The organism is Streptococcus sp. oral taxon 061 (genome assembly GCF_013394695.1).
GTDB lineage: Bacteria > Bacillota > Bacilli > Lactobacillales > Streptococcaceae > Streptococcus.
Genome location: NZ_CP058258.1, coordinates 1,226,163 through 1,242,087, shown reverse-complemented (window position 1 = coordinate 1,242,087; position 15,925 = coordinate 1,226,163). Strand labels below are relative to the sequence as shown.

Here is a 15,925-nt window from a genome sequence, read left to right as displayed (position 1 = left end):
AGGGGTAGGAAAGGAGGAAATAAGATGTCCTATATTGAAATGAAACATAGCTATAAGAGGTATCATACTGGAGAAACAGAAATCGTAGCCAATCGTGATGTTAACTTCGAGATTGAAAAGGGAGAACTGGTCATTATCCTTGGTTCATCTGGAGCAGGGAAGTCAACAGTCTTAAATATTCTTGGTGGTATGGATACAAACGATGAAGGACAAGTCTGGATAGACGGAACCAATATCTCGAATTTTACTTCCCATCAGAGAACCAACTATCGTAGGGATGATGTTGGTTTCGTCTTTCAATTTTATAACTTGGTTTCTAACTTGACTGCCAAAGAAAATGTCGAGTTGGCATCAGAAATTGTATCAGATGCCTTAGATCCTGAGCAGGTTCTCAAGGACGTAGGGTTAGGCAATCGTCTCAATAACTTTCCAGCCCAGTTGTCAGGTGGTGAGCAACAACGGGTATCTATTGCTCGAGCTGTGGCTAAAAATCCTAAAATTCTCCTTTGTGATGAACCAACGGGAGCTTTGGACTACCAGACTGGTAAGCAGGTTCTAAAGATTCTTCAAGATATGTCACGTAAGAAGGGGGCTACCGTTATCATTGTGACCCACAATGCCTCGCTAGCTCCTATAGCTGATCGGGTGATTCAAATGCATGATGCTGGTGTCAAGAGTGTTGTCCTCAATCCTCAACCACAGGATATTGATGATTTGGAGTACTAAGATGAAAAGAAAGACATATTGGAAAGACCTGCTCCAGTCTTTCACAGGTTCAAAGGGACGGTTTTTATCCATCCTAACTCTGATGATGTTGGGATCTTTGGCTGTGGTTGGTCTTAAAGTAGCCAGTCCCAATATGGAGCGAACAGCTTGGGCTTATCTGAAAGATACTAATGCGGCAGATATGACCATCATGGGAGATTATGGTCTAGATCAGACAGACCAGGAAGAATTGCAAACTCTATCAGGAGCAAATGTTGAATTTGGTTATATGACGGATTTGACATTAGAGGATAGTGAAGATGCTGTACGAATTTTTTCAAATACTGAAAAGATTTCAAAATTTCAAGTAACCCAAGGTCGTTTGCCTGAAAAAGAAGATGAACTGGCCTTGGCGGACTTTTGGAAAGATCGCTATCAGATTGGTCAAGTCATTCATTTGAACCAAAAGAATGGTAGCAATTCTCAATTGAAGCGGGATAGTTATACCATTACAGGCTTTGTTCACTCTCCAGATATTTTCTCAAAAACGGATATGGGGAGTGCAGGCAGTGGTAATGGGAACTTATCAGTCTATGGTGTTGTAACAAAAGATAACTTTAAGAGCTCTGTTTACACGATTGCCCGCCTTCGTTTTATTAGTCTAACAGATGTCAATCCTTTTTCTAGTGATTACGAAAAGAAACTCGAGGAAGAAGAGGAGACTCTAAAGGAACTAGTTGCTGATAATGGTCGAGCTCGGCTGAAGAAAATAAAAGAAGATTCTCAGGAGAAATTGGATGTTGGGAAGAAAAAACTAGATGAAGCGGAAACCAACTTGACAGCTGGCAAGAAACGTCTACAAGAAACCGAGACTCAGCTTCAAGGTCAAGAGTCACAGTTAAGCCAACTTCCAGAACCGCAAAAGAGCCAAGTTTCGAGCCAGATAGACCAAGCTAAAGAACAGCTAAAACAAGAAAAAGAAAAAGCAAGCCAAGCTGAAACAGATCTTACTAAGGAAAAGGCTAAGTGGCAGACCAGTCAGGATGAGGTCAATGCTCTGACAGAGCCAACCTATCATGTCTACAATCGAAAAAGCTCTCCTACTGGTCAAGGTTATCTGATGTATAGTAACTCAGCCATGAGTATTCGTGCCGTGGGAAATATCTTTCCAGTTGTTCTCTACGCAGTGGCAGCCATGGTTACCTTTACCACTATGACTCGATTTGTAGACGAGGAAAGAACCAATGCTGGGATTTTCAAAGCTCTAGGCTACCATAGCAAAGACATCATCGCTAAGTTTGTAATTTATGGTCTGGTTGCTGGAACTCTTGGAACCCTTCTAGGGATTCTGATTGGCCATTATGTCTTAGCACCTACAATCTCACATATCATTACTGGCCGAATGATTGTTGGTGAGAGTCAGCAATATTTCTACTGGACCTATAGTTGCTTGGCTCTGGGGCTAAGCTTAGTAGCAAGCGTCCTACCAGCCTACCTTGTATCTCGTAGAGAATTGCATGAAGAAGCAGCGCAATTATTATTACCTAAGCCTCCAGTCAAGGGTTCTAAAATTCTCTTAGAACGCATCACATTTATCTGGTCACGTTTGAGCTTTACTCAAAAGGTTACTGCTCGTAATATCTTTCGTTATAAGCAGCGTATGTTAATGACCATTTTTGGGGTTGGAGGTTCAGTTGCCCTCCTCTTTGCAGGACTTGGGATTCAATCCTCTGTGGTTGGCGTGGCCGATAGGCAGTTTAAGGACCTGCAACAATATCAGATGGTTCTCTCTGTAAATACTAGAGCTTCAGATACTGATAAGGACAAGTTAGAAGAAAAACTGAAAAGCGATGAAGTTAAAGATTTTCGTTTGATTTTTTCTAAGCAGATTGAAGAGAAGTATCCGGGCAAGGCTGGAATTCAGACAGTGACCATCATGGTAACAGATAAGGCTGACCTGGCTCCATTTGTCCGTTTAGAAAATAATGGGGAAAAACTTGACTTATCTAACGGAGTTGTCTTGACAGAAAAATTAGCTCAGTTGGCAGGAGTTTCCGTTGGTGAAAACTTTACAATAGATGGAAAAACCTTTAAAGTAGGTGGCATCACGGAGCATTATGTAGGCCATTTTGTTTATATGAATCAGGAGACCTATGAGAAAATTTATGGTCAAACTCCTAAGATGAATACCTATCTAGTCCAACTCAAGGATAAAAGTGAAGGCAATACTGAAAGAGTTGCAAGAGAATTTATGGAGCAGGCGGCTGTCAATGGTGTCGTGCAAAATGCTTCAACCATTCAGCTATTTGAAAGTTTTGCTAGTTCCCTTAACCAAACCATGGCAATTTTGGTTCTGGTATCGGTACTTCTAGCAGTTGTGATTCTCTATAATCTGACCAATATCAATGTTGCTGAACGGATTCGGGAACTCTCAACCATAAAGGTCCTTGGTTTTCATAATAAAGAAGTGACCCTTTATATCTATCGGGAGACCATCATACTGTCACTGGTTGGAATGATTGTAGGTTTGGTCTCAGGCTTTTATCTCCATCAATTTCTAATTCAGATGATTGCACCGGGCACCTTCCGTTTTCAACCACAGGTCGGTTGGGAAGTGTATCTAATCCCAGTTTTAGCTGTTGGTATCATCTTGACCATACTCGGTTTTTTTGTCAATCACTATCTCCGAAAGGTCGATATGCTAGAAGCCCTCAAGTCGGTAGAATAGGTTTTTTATAACAAAAAACAAATAAGAAAGCCCTTTGTGGCTTTTTTATTTTCATAAAAATGGTAAAATAGTAAGAGTAGAAATGGAGTTCTAGATATGAAACGAATTGATCAATTTAAAAATAAGAAAGTATTAGTCCTAGGTTTGGCCAAATCTGGTGAATCTGCAGCTCGTCTCTTAGACAAGCTAGGTGCCATCGTAACGGTTAATGATGGTAAACCTTTTGAGGAAAATCCAGCAGCTCAGAGCCTTTTAGAAGAGGGCATCAAGGTTGTCACTGGTGGACATCCTTTGGAATTATTGGATGAAGATTTTGCCTTGATGGTAAAAAATCCAGGAATTCCTTATAGCAATCCGATGATTGAAAAAGCACTAGAAAAAGGGATTCCAGTATTGACTGAAGTTGAGTTGGCCTACTTGATTTCAGAAGCACCAATCATCGGTATAACTGGTTCAAATGGGAAGACAACGACGACAACCATGATTGGAGAAGTTCTGACTGCGGCTGGGCAAAATGGCCTCTTATCAGGTAACATCGGTTATCCTGCTAGTCAGGTAGCCCAAACTGCTACAGATAAGGATACCCTTGTCATGGAACTTTCTTCTTTCCAATTAATGGGAATCCGGGAATTCCATCCTGAAATTGCTGTTATCACCAACCTTATGCCAACGCATATTGACTATCACGGTTCTTTTGAAGACTATGTGGCAGCTAAGTGGAATATCCAAAACAATATGACAGCAGTTGATTACCTAGTATTGAACTTCAACCAGGAATTAGCTAAAGAACTTGCGACAAAGACAAATGCAACTGTAGTACCATTCTCAACACTTGAAAAGGTTGACGGAGCTTATCTTGAAGATGGTCTTCTCTACTTCCGTGGTGAAAAAGTCATGGCAGCTGATGAGATCGGTGTTCCAGGTAGCCACAATGTGGAAAATGCTCTTGCAACCATTGCCGTTGCTAAACTGCGTGGTGTTGACAATGAAACGATTAAGGAAACCTTGTCAGCCTTTGGTGGCGTTAAACACCGTCTCCAATTTGTAGACCAAATAAATGGGGTGAAATTCTACAACGATAGTAAGTCAACCAATATCTTAGCAACTCAAAAAGCCTTGTCAGGATTTGATAATAGCAAGGTTATCTTGATTGCTGGTGGGTTGGACCGTGGCAATGAGTTTGACGAATTGGTTCCTGATATTACTGGACTTAAGAAAATGGTCATCCTCGGTCAATCTGCAGAACGTGTCAAACGTGCAGCGGATAAGGCTGGTGTGGCTTATGTGGATGCAACAGATATTGCAGATGCAACCCGCAAGGCTTATGAACTTGCAGAAGAAGGAGATGTGGTTCTCCTCAGTCCTGCTAATGCAAGCTGGGATATGTATGCTAACTTTGAAGTACGTGGAGATCTTTTCATCGACACTGTAGCGGAGTTAAAGGGATAATATGAAAAAAATAGTATTTACAGGTGGGGGAACGGTTGGACACGTTACCCTCAACCTTTTGTTAATGCCTAAGTTCATCGAAGATGGCTGGGAAGTCCACTATATTGGTGATAAAAATGGGATTGAGCATCATGAAATTCTCAAGTCAGGTTTAGATGTCACCTTCCATTCGATTGCAACGGGGAAATTACGTCGATATTTCTCATGGCAAAATATGATTGATGTCTTTAAGGTTGCTTTTGGAATTCTTCAATCGCTCTTTATCATGCTTCGAGTTCGTCCACAAGCCCTCTTTTCTAAGGGTGGATTTGTATCTGTTCCGCCTGTTATCGCAGCGCGAGTATGCAGAGTACCAGTCTTCATCCACGAGTCTGATCTCTCTATGGGATTGGCCAATAAAATTGCCTATAAGTTTGCGACTAAGATGTACTCTACTTTCGAGCAAGCGTCTAGTCTCACTAAGGTAGAACATGTAGGAGCTGTGACCAAGGTTTCTGGTCCAGTTATGGAAGAACCTGAAGAAATGGTGGATATCCGTACTTCTTTCAACGACAAGTTACCAACTCTTCTCTTTGTTGGAGGTTCTGCTGGGGCGCGTGTCTTTAACCAACTAGTTACAGACCACAAGGAAGAACTGACTAGTCGCTATAATATCATCAACCTGACAGGAGATGCTAGTTTAAATGAACTAAGTTCAAACCTCTACCGTGTTGACTATGCGACGGAACTCTATCAACCACTCATGAATCTGGCTGATGTGGTCATCACTCGTGGTGGTGCCAATACTATTTTTGAACTCCTTGCTATGGCTAAATTGCACGTCATTGTGCCACTGGGTCGTGAAGCTAGCCGTGGAGATCAGATTGAAAATGCAGCCTATTTTGTGAAGAAAGGCTATGCTGAGGAGTTGCAAGAGAGTGACTTGACCTTGTCTACTTTGGAAGAAAAAGTAAATCAACTTTTGACCAACAAAGAGATCTATCAAAACAAGATGAAGAATTCTCAGGAATTAAAATCTGTGGCAGATTTTTATGAGCTACTAAAAAAAGATTTATCATAAGGAAAATTGATGTCAAAGGATAAAAAGAATCAGGACACTCAAGGCAAGGAATTGTCAGAGTGGCAAAAACGAAATCAAGAATATCTTCAAAAAAAGGCTGAAGAAGAGGCGAAACGTGCCGAAGAAGAAGCTCATGAAAAAGAAGAACAAGCAGCAAAGTCTTCTTCTGAAAATACTCAAGAAGTGTCAGAATGGCAAAAACAACATCATGAGTATTTGAGTAAAAAAACAGAAGAAAAATCTACGAGTTCTGAAGAAGTGGACGAAGAATCCGAAAAATCTGAAGAGAAGGATTCGGATACTAGCGATGAGACTTCAAATGAAGAGAAAGATTCGGAGAAAATTTCACAAGAAGACGCTAAGAGTCAGGACCAGGCAGGGGAAGAAAATGCTGGTGCAGAGGTTAAGAAAGAGAAAAAGGTAAAAACCAAGAATAAACCTCCAAAACCCGCTATTCCTTCTATACATATCTGGCGAGCAGTTACGATCCTCGTCCCTAGCTTTCTAATCTTATTCTTGTCTATTTATCTTCTAAGCCCTCTGGCTACAATGAAACATATTGAGGTTATGGGTAACGTTCAGACAAGTGCAGACCAAGTTAGAGAAGCGTCTGGCATTCGTGACAGTGACTATACGATCAGCTTACTCTTAAATAAAGATAAGCATGCGGAAATGGTCAAATCGAATCACTGGATTGAATCGGCAAAGATAGTTTATCAATTCCCAGTTCACTTCACCATTGAAGTGAAGGAATTTGGGATTGTAGCCTACTCTGTTTCTGGTGATAGTTATTATCCAATTTTATCAAGCGGAAGTATTGAATCAACTGCCGTTAGTTCTGACAACTTACCTGAGAAATACATATCTGTTTTATTTAACAATGAGGAACAGATAAAAACATTGATTTCTCAGCTAAATGAAGTTAGTCCAGAAATTAAGCAAGAGATTGAGAAGATTGAACTTGCACCAAGTAAGGTAACAAGTGACCTTCTAAAGATTACCATGTATGATACAGACGAGATTTTGGTGCCATTATCAGAACTAGGGAAGAAATTACCCTACTATAGTAAGATAAAACCACAGTTGACAGTACCTAGTGGTATTGACATGGAGGTCGGTATCTATAGCTATAGTCTAGTGGATAAGGCTCTGGATGACGAAAGAATCAAAGCCAAAGAAGAGGAAAAGAAGAAGCAGGAAGAAGAGAAGAAAAAACAAGCTGAGCAAGGAAATCAAGATCAAACAACACAGACGACTCAAACAACACAGAGTCGCTAAGTTTCAAATGATTCGTTCAGTTACTTGTTTTTACTTGACAAGTACCACTTTAAATAATAGAATAGTAAAAAACCTTTAAAGCAGTCCAGAGAGGCAGCTAAGGTTAGACGGTGAAAGGGTGGAGACTGCCCATTTTTCGTGGAACCTTGCTGTAGGCAGGTTCCTTTTTTCATGCTCTCTAGCTAACAAAGGTAAAAGGAGAAAAGTATGCGCGAAGCCCGTCCAGTTATTGCTCTTGATTTTCCAAGTTTTGAGGCAGTCAAGCAATTTTTAGCTCTTTTTCCAGCAGGAGAGAGCCTCTATCTAAAGGTAGGTATGGAACTCTATTATGCTACAGGACCTGAGATTGTTTCTTATCTGAAAGGTTTGGGACATAGTGTCTTTCTGGATCTTAAACTCCATGATATTCCAAATACAGTCAAATCAGCCATGAAGGTCTTGTCTCATCTGGGCGTTGATATGACCAATGTTCATGCCGCAGGTGGTGTAGAGATGATGAAGGCTGCGCGTGAAGGTCTTGGAAAAGAAGCCAAATTGATTGCTGTTACCCAGTTGACTTCAACTTCTGAAGAACAAATGAGAGACTTTCAAAATATTCAAACCAGTCTTCAAGAATCGGTTATTCACTATGCCAAGAAAACTGCTGAAGCGGAATTAGATGGTGTGGTTTGTTCAGCTCAAGAAGTAAAACTCATCAAAGAAGCTACCAGTCCAGAATTTATTTGCCTGACACCAGGTATTCGACCAGCAGGGGCTGCAGTTGGAGATCAAAAACGAGTGATGACACCTGCAGATGCTTATCATATTGGTAGTGACTACATCGTTGTCGGTCGCCCAATCACTCAAGCCACTGATCCAGTAGTAGCTTATCATGCTATCAAGGATGAATGGACACAAGACTGGAAATAAGAATAAAGTATAAAATACAAAGGAGAATCCCATGACACTTGCTAAAAACATTGCTAGCCATCTATTGAAAATTCAAGCTGTTTACCTCAAACCAGAAGAGCCTTTCACTTGGGCCTCAGGTATCAAGTCACCGATTTATACGGATAATCGTGTAACACTTGCCTACCCAGAGACACGTACCTTGATTGAGAATGGTTTTGTAGAAGCCATCAAGTCAGAATTCCCAGAGGTAGAAGTGATTGCAGGAACAGCGACTGCGGGTATCCCACACGGTGCCATCATCGCTGATAAGATGAATCTGCCATTTGCTTATATCCGTAGCAAACCTAAAGATCATGGTGCTGGAAACCAAATCGAAGGTCGTGTAGCTCAAGGACAAAAAATGGTCGTTGTGGAAGATTTGATTTCAACTGGTGGTTCTGTGCTTGAAGCTGTAGCAGCTGCTAAACGTGAAGGAGCAGATGTTCTTGGTGTTGTTGCCATTTTCAGCTATCAATTACCAAAAGCAGATAAGAATTTTGCAGATGCTGGTGTCAAACTAGTGACTCTTTCAAACTACAGCGAGCTCATCCACCTAGCCCAAGAAGAAGGCTACATTACACCAGAAGGACTTGCTCTCCTAAAACGATTTAAAGAAGACCAAGAAAATTGGCAAGGATAACTTTTTTAGTGCAATTACTTAACCGATGTATAACATCGGTTTTTTTAATTGACAAATGTAGATTTTAAGAGTATACTGATAATTGTAATTGACAAATGTAGATTTAGGAGGAATAACAATGCAGATTTCGGATGCAGAATGGCAGGTCATGAAGATTATCTGGATGCAGGGAGAACAGACTAGTACTGATCTCATAAAAGTATTAGAGAAAAGGTTCAGTTGGTCCAAATCCACGATCCAGACACTCTTGGCCCGTTTGGTGGAGAAAGAATGTTTGACTCGGGAAAAACAGGGCAAGTCCTTTGTCTATTCGGCCCTTTTAACGCTAGATGATAGTAGGGGCTTAATGGTTCAGGATATCAAAGACAAGCTTTGTTCTCGAAGAATAAAGCTCTTGCTAGCTGATTTGATTGAAGAATGTGACTTTACCCTAGCTGACTTGGAAGGTTTGGAAGAAGTGATTTCAAAGAAAAAAGCAAGTGCTGTAACAGAAGTAAGATGTAATTGTATGTAAAGGAGACGCTATGTTAAATCTATTTGTATCTATTGTTGTTTTAGGAATGATTGCTTTTATCCTCTTTTGGTTTTTCAAAAAACCGCAAGAAGATGCTAAGAGAGCCCAACAAAAGAATGGCTATCAAGAAATTCGAGTGGAGGTCATGGGAGGATATACTCCAGAAACCATTATCCTCAAAAAATCGCAACCTGCTCGCATTATTTTTGATCGAAAAGATCCTTCACCTTGCTTGGATCAAATCGTTTTCCCAGACTTTGGAGTGCATGCAGATCTGCCCATGGGAGACCAATACGTTGTTGAAATCACACCTGAAGAAGCAGGTGAGTATGGTTTCTCTTGTGGCATGAATATGATGCACGGTAAGATGATTGTAGAATAGGAGAATATTATGACTGAAATTGTAAAAGCAAGCCTTGAAAATGGTGTGCAAAAAATTCGTATCACGGCAGACAAAGGCTACCATCCAGCCCACATTCAACTGCAAAAAGGGATTCCTGCTGAGATTACCTTTCATCGTGTGACACCTTCAAACTGTTATAAAGAGATTCTCTTCGAAGAAGAAGGACTTTTAGAACCAATCGCTCAAGACGAGGAAAAAGTCATTCGCTTTACGCCTCAAGAATTGGGTGAGCATGAATTTTCATGCGGCATGAAGATGCAAAAGGGAACCTATACCGTTGTTGAAAAAACTAAAAAGTCTCTCAGTCTTTTTCAGCGTTTTTGGATTACTAGTATCTTTACTGTGCCTCTTGTGATTCTCATGATTGGGATGTCTACAGGAGGAATTAGTCACCAAGTCATGCGTTGGGGCACCTTTTTAGCCACAACACCCATTATGCTGGTAGCTGGAGTTCCATATATCAGAAGCGCCTGGGCTAGTTTTAAAAAGCACAATTCCAACATGGATACCTTGGTTGCTCTGGGAACCCTAGTGGCCTATTTCTATAGCTTAGTTGCCCTCTTCACTGGGCTGCCCGTTTACTTTGAAAGTGCTGCATTTATCCTCTTCTTCATTCTTTTGGGAGCAGTTTTTGAGGAAAAAATGCGAAAAAATACTTCGCAGGCAGTCGAAAAATTATTAGACCTACAAGCAAAAACAGCAGAGGTTTTGCGTGATGATGTTTATGTTCAAATCCCTCTAGAACAAGTCAAAGTTGGGGATCTCATTCGCGTTCGACCAGGTGAAAAAATTGCCGTTGATGGGACTGTGTTAGAAGGTGAAACCAGCATCGATGAATCAATGGTGACTGGGGAAAGTATTCCAGTCGATAAATCAGTTGGAGATGCTGTCATTGGTTCAACCATCAATAATAGTGGTACGATTATTTTTAGAGCTGAAAAAGTAGGTTCTGAAACCATGTTGGCTCAGATTGTGGACTTTGTGAAAAAAGCGCAAACGAGTCGTGCTCCTATTCAAGATTTGACAGACAAGATTTCTGGGATTTTTGTACCAGCAGTTGTCATTTTAGGACTTCTTACTTTTTGGATCTGGTTTGTTTTCTTAGGAGAAAGCTTTGTGACGTCGCTCCTCTATGGAGTAGCAGTTTTGATAATTGCCTGTCCTTGTGCACTAGGACTCGCGACACCGACAGCACTCATGGTTGGAACAGGACGAAGTGCCAAGATGGGGATTCTTCTCAAAAATGGTACAGTTTTACAGGAAATCCAAAAAGTCCAAACAGTTGTTTTTGATAAGACAGGAACCTTGACCGAAGGGAAGCCAGTGGTAACAGATGTTGTCGGAGATGAAGGAGAAGTGCTAAGTTTGGCTGCTTCACTGGAAGATGTATCTCAACACCCGCTAGCTCAAGCAGTTGTAAATCGTGCATCTGAACTAGGAATTAGCCTTTACCCTGTTGAAAACTTCCAAGCCTTACATGGAAAAGGTGTGACTGGGGATATTAATGGTAAACAAGTCTTGCTGGGGAATGCCAAACTCTTAGATGATCTTGCTATTCCACATGATTATCAAGAACGATTTGATTTGCTTGAGAAAGAAGCAAAAACAGTTGTCTTCTTATCCGTTGATGGTGAGTTAAAAGGCTTACTTGCCTTGCAAGATGTCCCTAAGGAAAATGCTCGAGAAGCCATTGCTAAATTGAAAAAACGTGGTCTTAGAACGGTCATGCTTACTGGAGATAATGCTGGAGTAGCCCATGCGATTGCAGAGCAAATTGGAATCGAAGAAGTAATCGCAAATGTCTTGCCAGAGGAAAAGGCACATGAAATTCACAAGCTTCAAAAGAATGGCAAATTGGCCTTTGTTGGAGATGGTATCAATGATGCGCCGGCCCTCAGTGTAGCGGATGTCGGAATTGCCATGGGATCTGGTACAGATATTGCCATTGAATCAGCAGATCTTGTCCTTACAACCAACAATTTACTAGGATTGGCACGTGCTTTTGATATGAGTAAGAAGACCTTTAATCGTATCCTACTCAATCTTTTCTGGGCTTCTATCTATAACCTCATTGGTATTCCGATTGCAGCAGGAGTCTTTTCAAGTCTTGGTTTGGTGCTCAATCCAGAACTTGCAGGATTGGCCATGGCCTTTAGTTCAGTCTCTGTTTTAATCAGCTCTCTTATGCTTAATTTTACTAAAGTCGATTAATACTCTTCGAAAATCAAATTCAAACCACGTCAGCTTCACCTTGCCGTACTCAAGTACAGCCTGCGGCTTGCTTCCTAGTTTGCTCTTTGATTTTCATTGAGTATAAAAAGGCGGTTTTAACCGCTTTTTTGCTATTCTAAAACAGATTTTCGAAACGTTTTCAAACTGTACTGTAATAGAGAATGAAGTTTTCTGAGCACATTCTTATGAATCTGAAATCAAATGTGATAAATTAGGATTGTAAATTTACTGAATCGTTTTCAAAAAACATATAAAAGCGCTTTTATCTTTTATCAAATTAACTTTAAGGAGAGTTATCATTATGACTCAAGGGAAAATTACTGCATCTGCAGCAATGCTTAACGTATTGAAAACATGGGGCGTAGACACAATCTACGGTATCCCATCAGGAACACTTAGCTCACTTATGGACGCTTTGGCTGAAGACAAAGATATCCGTTTCTTGCAAGTTCGCCACGAAGAAACAGGTGCTCTTGCAGCGGTTATGCAGGCTAAATTTGGCGGATCTATTGGTGTTGCAGTTGGTTCAGGTGGTCCAGGTGCGACTCACTTGATTAACGGTGTTTACGATGCAGCTATGGATAACACTCCATTCCTTGCTATCCTTGGATCACGTCCAGTTAACGAATTGAACATGGATGCCTTCCAAGAATTGAACCAAAACCCAATGTACAACGGTATCGCTGTTTACAACAAACGTGTAGCTTACGCAGAGCAATTACCAAAAGTTATTGACGAAGCGTGCCGTGCTGCAGTTTCTAAAAAAGGTCCAGCCGTTGTTGAAATTCCAGTAAACTTTGGTTTCCAAGAAATTGACGAAAACTCATACTACGGATCAGGTTCATATGAGCGCTCATTCATCGCTCCAGCTTTGAACGAAGTTGAAATCGACAAAGCTGTTGAAATCTTGAACAATGCTGAACGTCCAGTGATCTACGCTGGTTACGGTGGTGTTAAAGCTGGTGATGTGATCACTGAATTGTCTCGTAAAATTAAAGCACCAATCATTACGACTGGTAAAAACTTTGAAGCTTTCGAATGGAACTATGAAGGTTTGACAGGTTCTGCTTACCGTGTTGGTTGGAAACCAGCCAACGAAGTGGTCTTTGAAGCAGACACAGTTCTTTTCCTTGGTTCAAACTTCCCATTTGCTGAAGTTTACGAAGCATTCAAAAACACTGAAAAATTCATCCAAGTGGATATCGACCCTTACAAACTTGGTAAACGTCATGCCCTTGATGCTTCAATCCTTGGGGATGCAGGTCAAGCAGCTAAAGCAATTCTTGATAAAGTAAACCCAGTTGAATCTACTCCATGGTGGCGTGCAAACGTGAAGAACAACCAAAACTGGCGTGATTACATGAACAAACTCGAAGGTAAAACTGAGGGTGCGCTTCAATTGTACCAAGTTTATAATGCAATCAACAAATATGCTGATCAAGACGCTATTTACTCAATCGACGTAGGTGACACTACTCAAACATCTACTCGTCACCTTCACATGACACCTAAGAACATGTGGCGTACATCTCCACTCTTTGCGACAATGGGTATTGCCCTTCCTGGTGGTATCGCTGCTAAGAAAGACAATCCAGATCGCCAAGTATGGAACATCATGGGTGACGGTGCATTCAACATGTGCTACCCAGACGTTATCACAAACGTTCAATACGACCTTCCAGTTATCAACGTTGTCTTCTCAAATGGTAAATATGCCTTCATCAAGGACAAATACGAAGACACAAACAAACACTTGTTTGGTTGTGACTTCCCTAATGCTGACTATGCGAAAATCGCTGAAGCTCAAGGAGCTATTGGATTTACAGTTGACCGTATCGAAGACATCGACGCAGTCGTTGCTGAAGCTGTTAAATTGAACAAAGAAGGTAAAACTGTTGTTATCGATGCTCACATCACTCCACATCGTCCACTTCCAGTAGAAGTACTTGAGTTGGATCCAAAACAACACTCAGAAGAAGCTATTAAAGCCTTCAAGGAAAAATACGAAGCAGAAGAACTCGTACCATTCCGCCTCTTCTTGGAAGAAGAAGGGTTGCAATCACGCGCAATCAAATAATCCTGCTCGTCGAAAATCAAAAGTAAACATTGTAGATTTTATGCATTGATTTTCTTAGAGAGAAACTTAAAAGATCGGAGCAATCCGGTCTTTTTCTTTTATGTATTTTCTGTTAAAATAGATTCATTAGGATATTTTAAGGAGAAAAAGATGCCAACAACTTTCTTTCTATTATTTGGCTTAATGAGTTTAGGCTTTGCTGCCTTCACCTATTTCATGTTCGACTTTTTTATCTTCAGTAATTACAGAAATGCCAAGAGATGCACCGAAAGAACGGAAGGAGTCATTATCCGATATTCCTATGCTCTTTATAACGGAATTAGCCTGCCAGTTGTCGAGTACACTATTGATGGGAACCAATACAAGGTTGTCGGGCCAAAATTTCTATCTGCGATTTCAAATACAATCAGTACTCCCTTAGGTTCTATTGTATCTGATGTAAAGATGGATAATTTTGAAGATGGTGAAATCCCTCAGGTTTTAAGATACAAGATTTATAGGAACAGTTTCATCTCTTTAACAAAATCACCTTTAATGGAACGATTTCCAATTGGGGGAAAGGTAACTGTTTATTATGATCCTAAAAAACCAAAACATTCCTATGTAGAAAGACCTTTAAAACCAGGTCGTTATGCATGGTTGACTAAATGTGTTGTCTATCTCCTTGTTTTTCTGATGATTGCCTTGGCATTCTTTATCATGTTCATTCTTCCAAATCTTGTCAATTAAGTCCTTCGATATAATAAGAAGTCTATATCGTTACTATTTTTATAAAATCTTCTCCCTACTTTATAAGATAAGAAAAAGAGTTCAATTAGAACTCTTTTTTTGCTATAATGAGGGTGAAAAATTAGACAGGAGATGTAACATGTCAGAACCATTATTTTTAAATTCCGTAATGCAAGAAAAAATCTGGGGTGGTACTAAACTTCGTGATGAGTTTGGCTACGACATTCCAAGCGAAAAGATTGGTGAGTATTGGGCAATATCAGCTCACCCAAATGGTGTTTCTAAGATAGCTAATGGCCGTTTTGAGGGAACAGACCTAGCTACTTTGTATGCAGAACACCGTGAGTTATTTGGCAACCGTCCAGAGCCAGTATTTCCACTCTTAACTAAAATCCTCGATGCCAATGACTGGCTCAGTGTTCAAGTCCACCCAGACGATGCTTATGGATTAGAACATGAAGGTGAACTTGGAAAGACAGAGTGCTGGTATATTATCGCAGCAGATGAAGGTTCAGAGATTATTTATGGTCACAATGCCAAGTCAAAAGAAGAACTTCGTCAGCAAATCGAAGATAAAAACTGGGATGCCTTGTTAACCAAAGTACCTGTAAAAGCTGGAGATTTCTTCTATGTACCAAGTGGCACCATGCACGCTATCGGTTCAGGTATCTTAATCCTTGAAACGCAACAGTCTAGTGATACAACTTACCGTGTCTATGACTTTGATCGTAAGGACGATAATGGCAACTTGCGCGAGCTCCACCTTGAAAAATCCATCGATGTTTTAAATATCGGTGAGCCTGCTAACAGCCGACCTGTGACTGTTAAAGCAGATGACCTGCGTTCAACTCTTCTTGTGTCTAATGATTTCTTCGCAGTTTACAAGTGGGAAATCACTGGAAAAGTTGACTTTGAAAAGACAGTTGACTACAGCTTGTTTAGTGTCTTGGCTGGTGAAGGGAAACTGACTGTTGATGGAAAAGATTATCCAATCCAAAAAGGTAGCCATTTTATCTTGCCAAGTGATGTTGAAGCTTGGACTTTGGAAGGATCAGATTTAGAATTGATTGTAAGCCATCCATAAAAAGAAAGGACCTGAGTTTATTACTCAAGTCCTTTTTTTACATAAATTGCGCGATAAAGACCACGATGATGATAATTGGAATGATGAAACGAAGAA

13 protein-coding genes are annotated in these 15,925 nt (G+C 40.5%); all 13 read left to right on the top strand.

All coding sequences use genetic code 11. The annotated features are described in order from the left end of the window. Nucleotides 1–24 precede the first annotated feature (24 nt). The 13 genes from HW271_RS06105 (at nt 25) to manA (ending at nt 15,829) form a co-directional block, all read left to right on the top strand. Nucleotides 25–726, top strand: a complete 702-nt coding sequence (locus HW271_RS06105) for an ABC transporter ATP-binding protein (RefSeq protein ID WP_178895275.1) — start codon at nt 25–27, stop codon at nt 724–726. A 1-nt stretch (nt 727) separates the two neighbouring features. Beyond that, nucleotides 728–3,433 (top strand): FtsX-like permease family protein, encoded by a 2,706-nt coding sequence (locus HW271_RS06100; protein WP_178895274.1) that lies wholly within the window; start codon nt 728–730, stop codon nt 3,431–3,433. Nucleotides 3,434–3,529: 96 nt separating this feature from the next. Next, the gene (gene murD / locus HW271_RS06095; protein WP_178895273.1) at nt 3,530–4,882 is read left to right on the top strand and encodes a UDP-N-acetylmuramoyl-L-alanine--D-glutamate ligase; all 1,353 of its coding nucleotides are present in this window, start codon (nt 3,530–3,532) and stop codon (nt 4,880–4,882) included. A gap of 1 nt (nt 4,883) precedes the next feature. Next, nucleotides 4,884–5,942, top strand: coding sequence for a UDP-N-acetylglucosamine--N-acetylmuramyl-(pentapeptide) pyrophosphoryl-undecaprenol N-acetylglucosamine transferase (locus HW271_RS06090; protein ID WP_178895272.1), 1,059 nt, complete (start codon nt 4,884–4,886; stop codon nt 5,940–5,942). A 9-nt stretch (nt 5,943–5,951) separates the two neighbouring features. After that, complete coding sequence (locus HW271_RS06085) at nt 5,952–7,220, top strand: cell division protein FtsQ/DivIB (protein WP_178895271.1); 1,269 nt, start codon at nt 5,952–5,954, stop codon at nt 7,218–7,220. A 207-nt stretch (nt 7,221–7,427) separates the two neighbouring features. Then, on the top strand, nt 7,428–8,129 hold the full coding sequence (gene pyrF / locus HW271_RS06080; protein WP_178895270.1) for an orotidine-5'-phosphate decarboxylase: 702 nt from the start codon (nt 7,428–7,430) through the stop codon (nt 8,127–8,129). A 31-nt stretch (nt 8,130–8,160) separates the two neighbouring features. Then, nucleotides 8,161–8,790: an orotate phosphoribosyltransferase gene (gene pyrE, locus HW271_RS06075; protein WP_178895269.1), complete on the top strand. Its 630-nt coding sequence runs from the start codon at nt 8,161–8,163 to the stop codon at nt 8,788–8,790. Nucleotides 8,791–8,908: 118 nt separating this feature from the next. Further along, nucleotides 8,909–9,304: a CopY/TcrY family copper transport repressor gene (locus tag HW271_RS06070; RefSeq protein WP_045763230.1), complete on the top strand. Its 396-nt coding sequence runs from the start codon at nt 8,909–8,911 to the stop codon at nt 9,302–9,304. Between the two features lie 10 nt (nt 9,305–9,314). Then, nucleotides 9,315–9,686: a cupredoxin domain-containing protein gene (locus tag HW271_RS06065; protein WP_000933322.1), complete on the top strand. Its 372-nt coding sequence runs from the start codon at nt 9,315–9,317 to the stop codon at nt 9,684–9,686. Nucleotides 9,687–9,695: 9 nt separating this feature from the next. After that, the gene (locus HW271_RS06060) at nt 9,696–11,918 is read left to right on the top strand and encodes a heavy metal translocating P-type ATPase (RefSeq protein WP_178895268.1); all 2,223 of its coding nucleotides are present in this window, start codon (nt 9,696–9,698) and stop codon (nt 11,916–11,918) included. A 322-nt stretch (nt 11,919–12,240) separates the two neighbouring features. Beyond that, nucleotides 12,241–14,016, top strand: a complete 1,776-nt coding sequence (spxB, locus tag HW271_RS06055) for a pyruvate oxidase (RefSeq protein ID WP_178895267.1) — start codon at nt 12,241–12,243, stop codon at nt 14,014–14,016. A gap of 150 nt (nt 14,017–14,166) precedes the next feature. Further along, entirely contained in the window at nt 14,167–14,745 is a 579-nt protein-coding gene (locus HW271_RS06050) for a DUF3592 domain-containing protein (protein WP_178895266.1), read from the top strand. Between the two features lie 139 nt (nt 14,746–14,884). Then, nucleotides 14,885–15,829 carry a mannose-6-phosphate isomerase, class I gene (gene manA / locus HW271_RS06045; protein ID WP_178895265.1) on the top strand — a complete coding sequence of 315 codons (945 nt, stop codon included), beginning with the start codon at nt 14,885–14,887 and terminating at the stop codon, nt 15,827–15,829. The last annotated feature ends 96 nt before the right edge of the window (nt 15,830–15,925 follow it).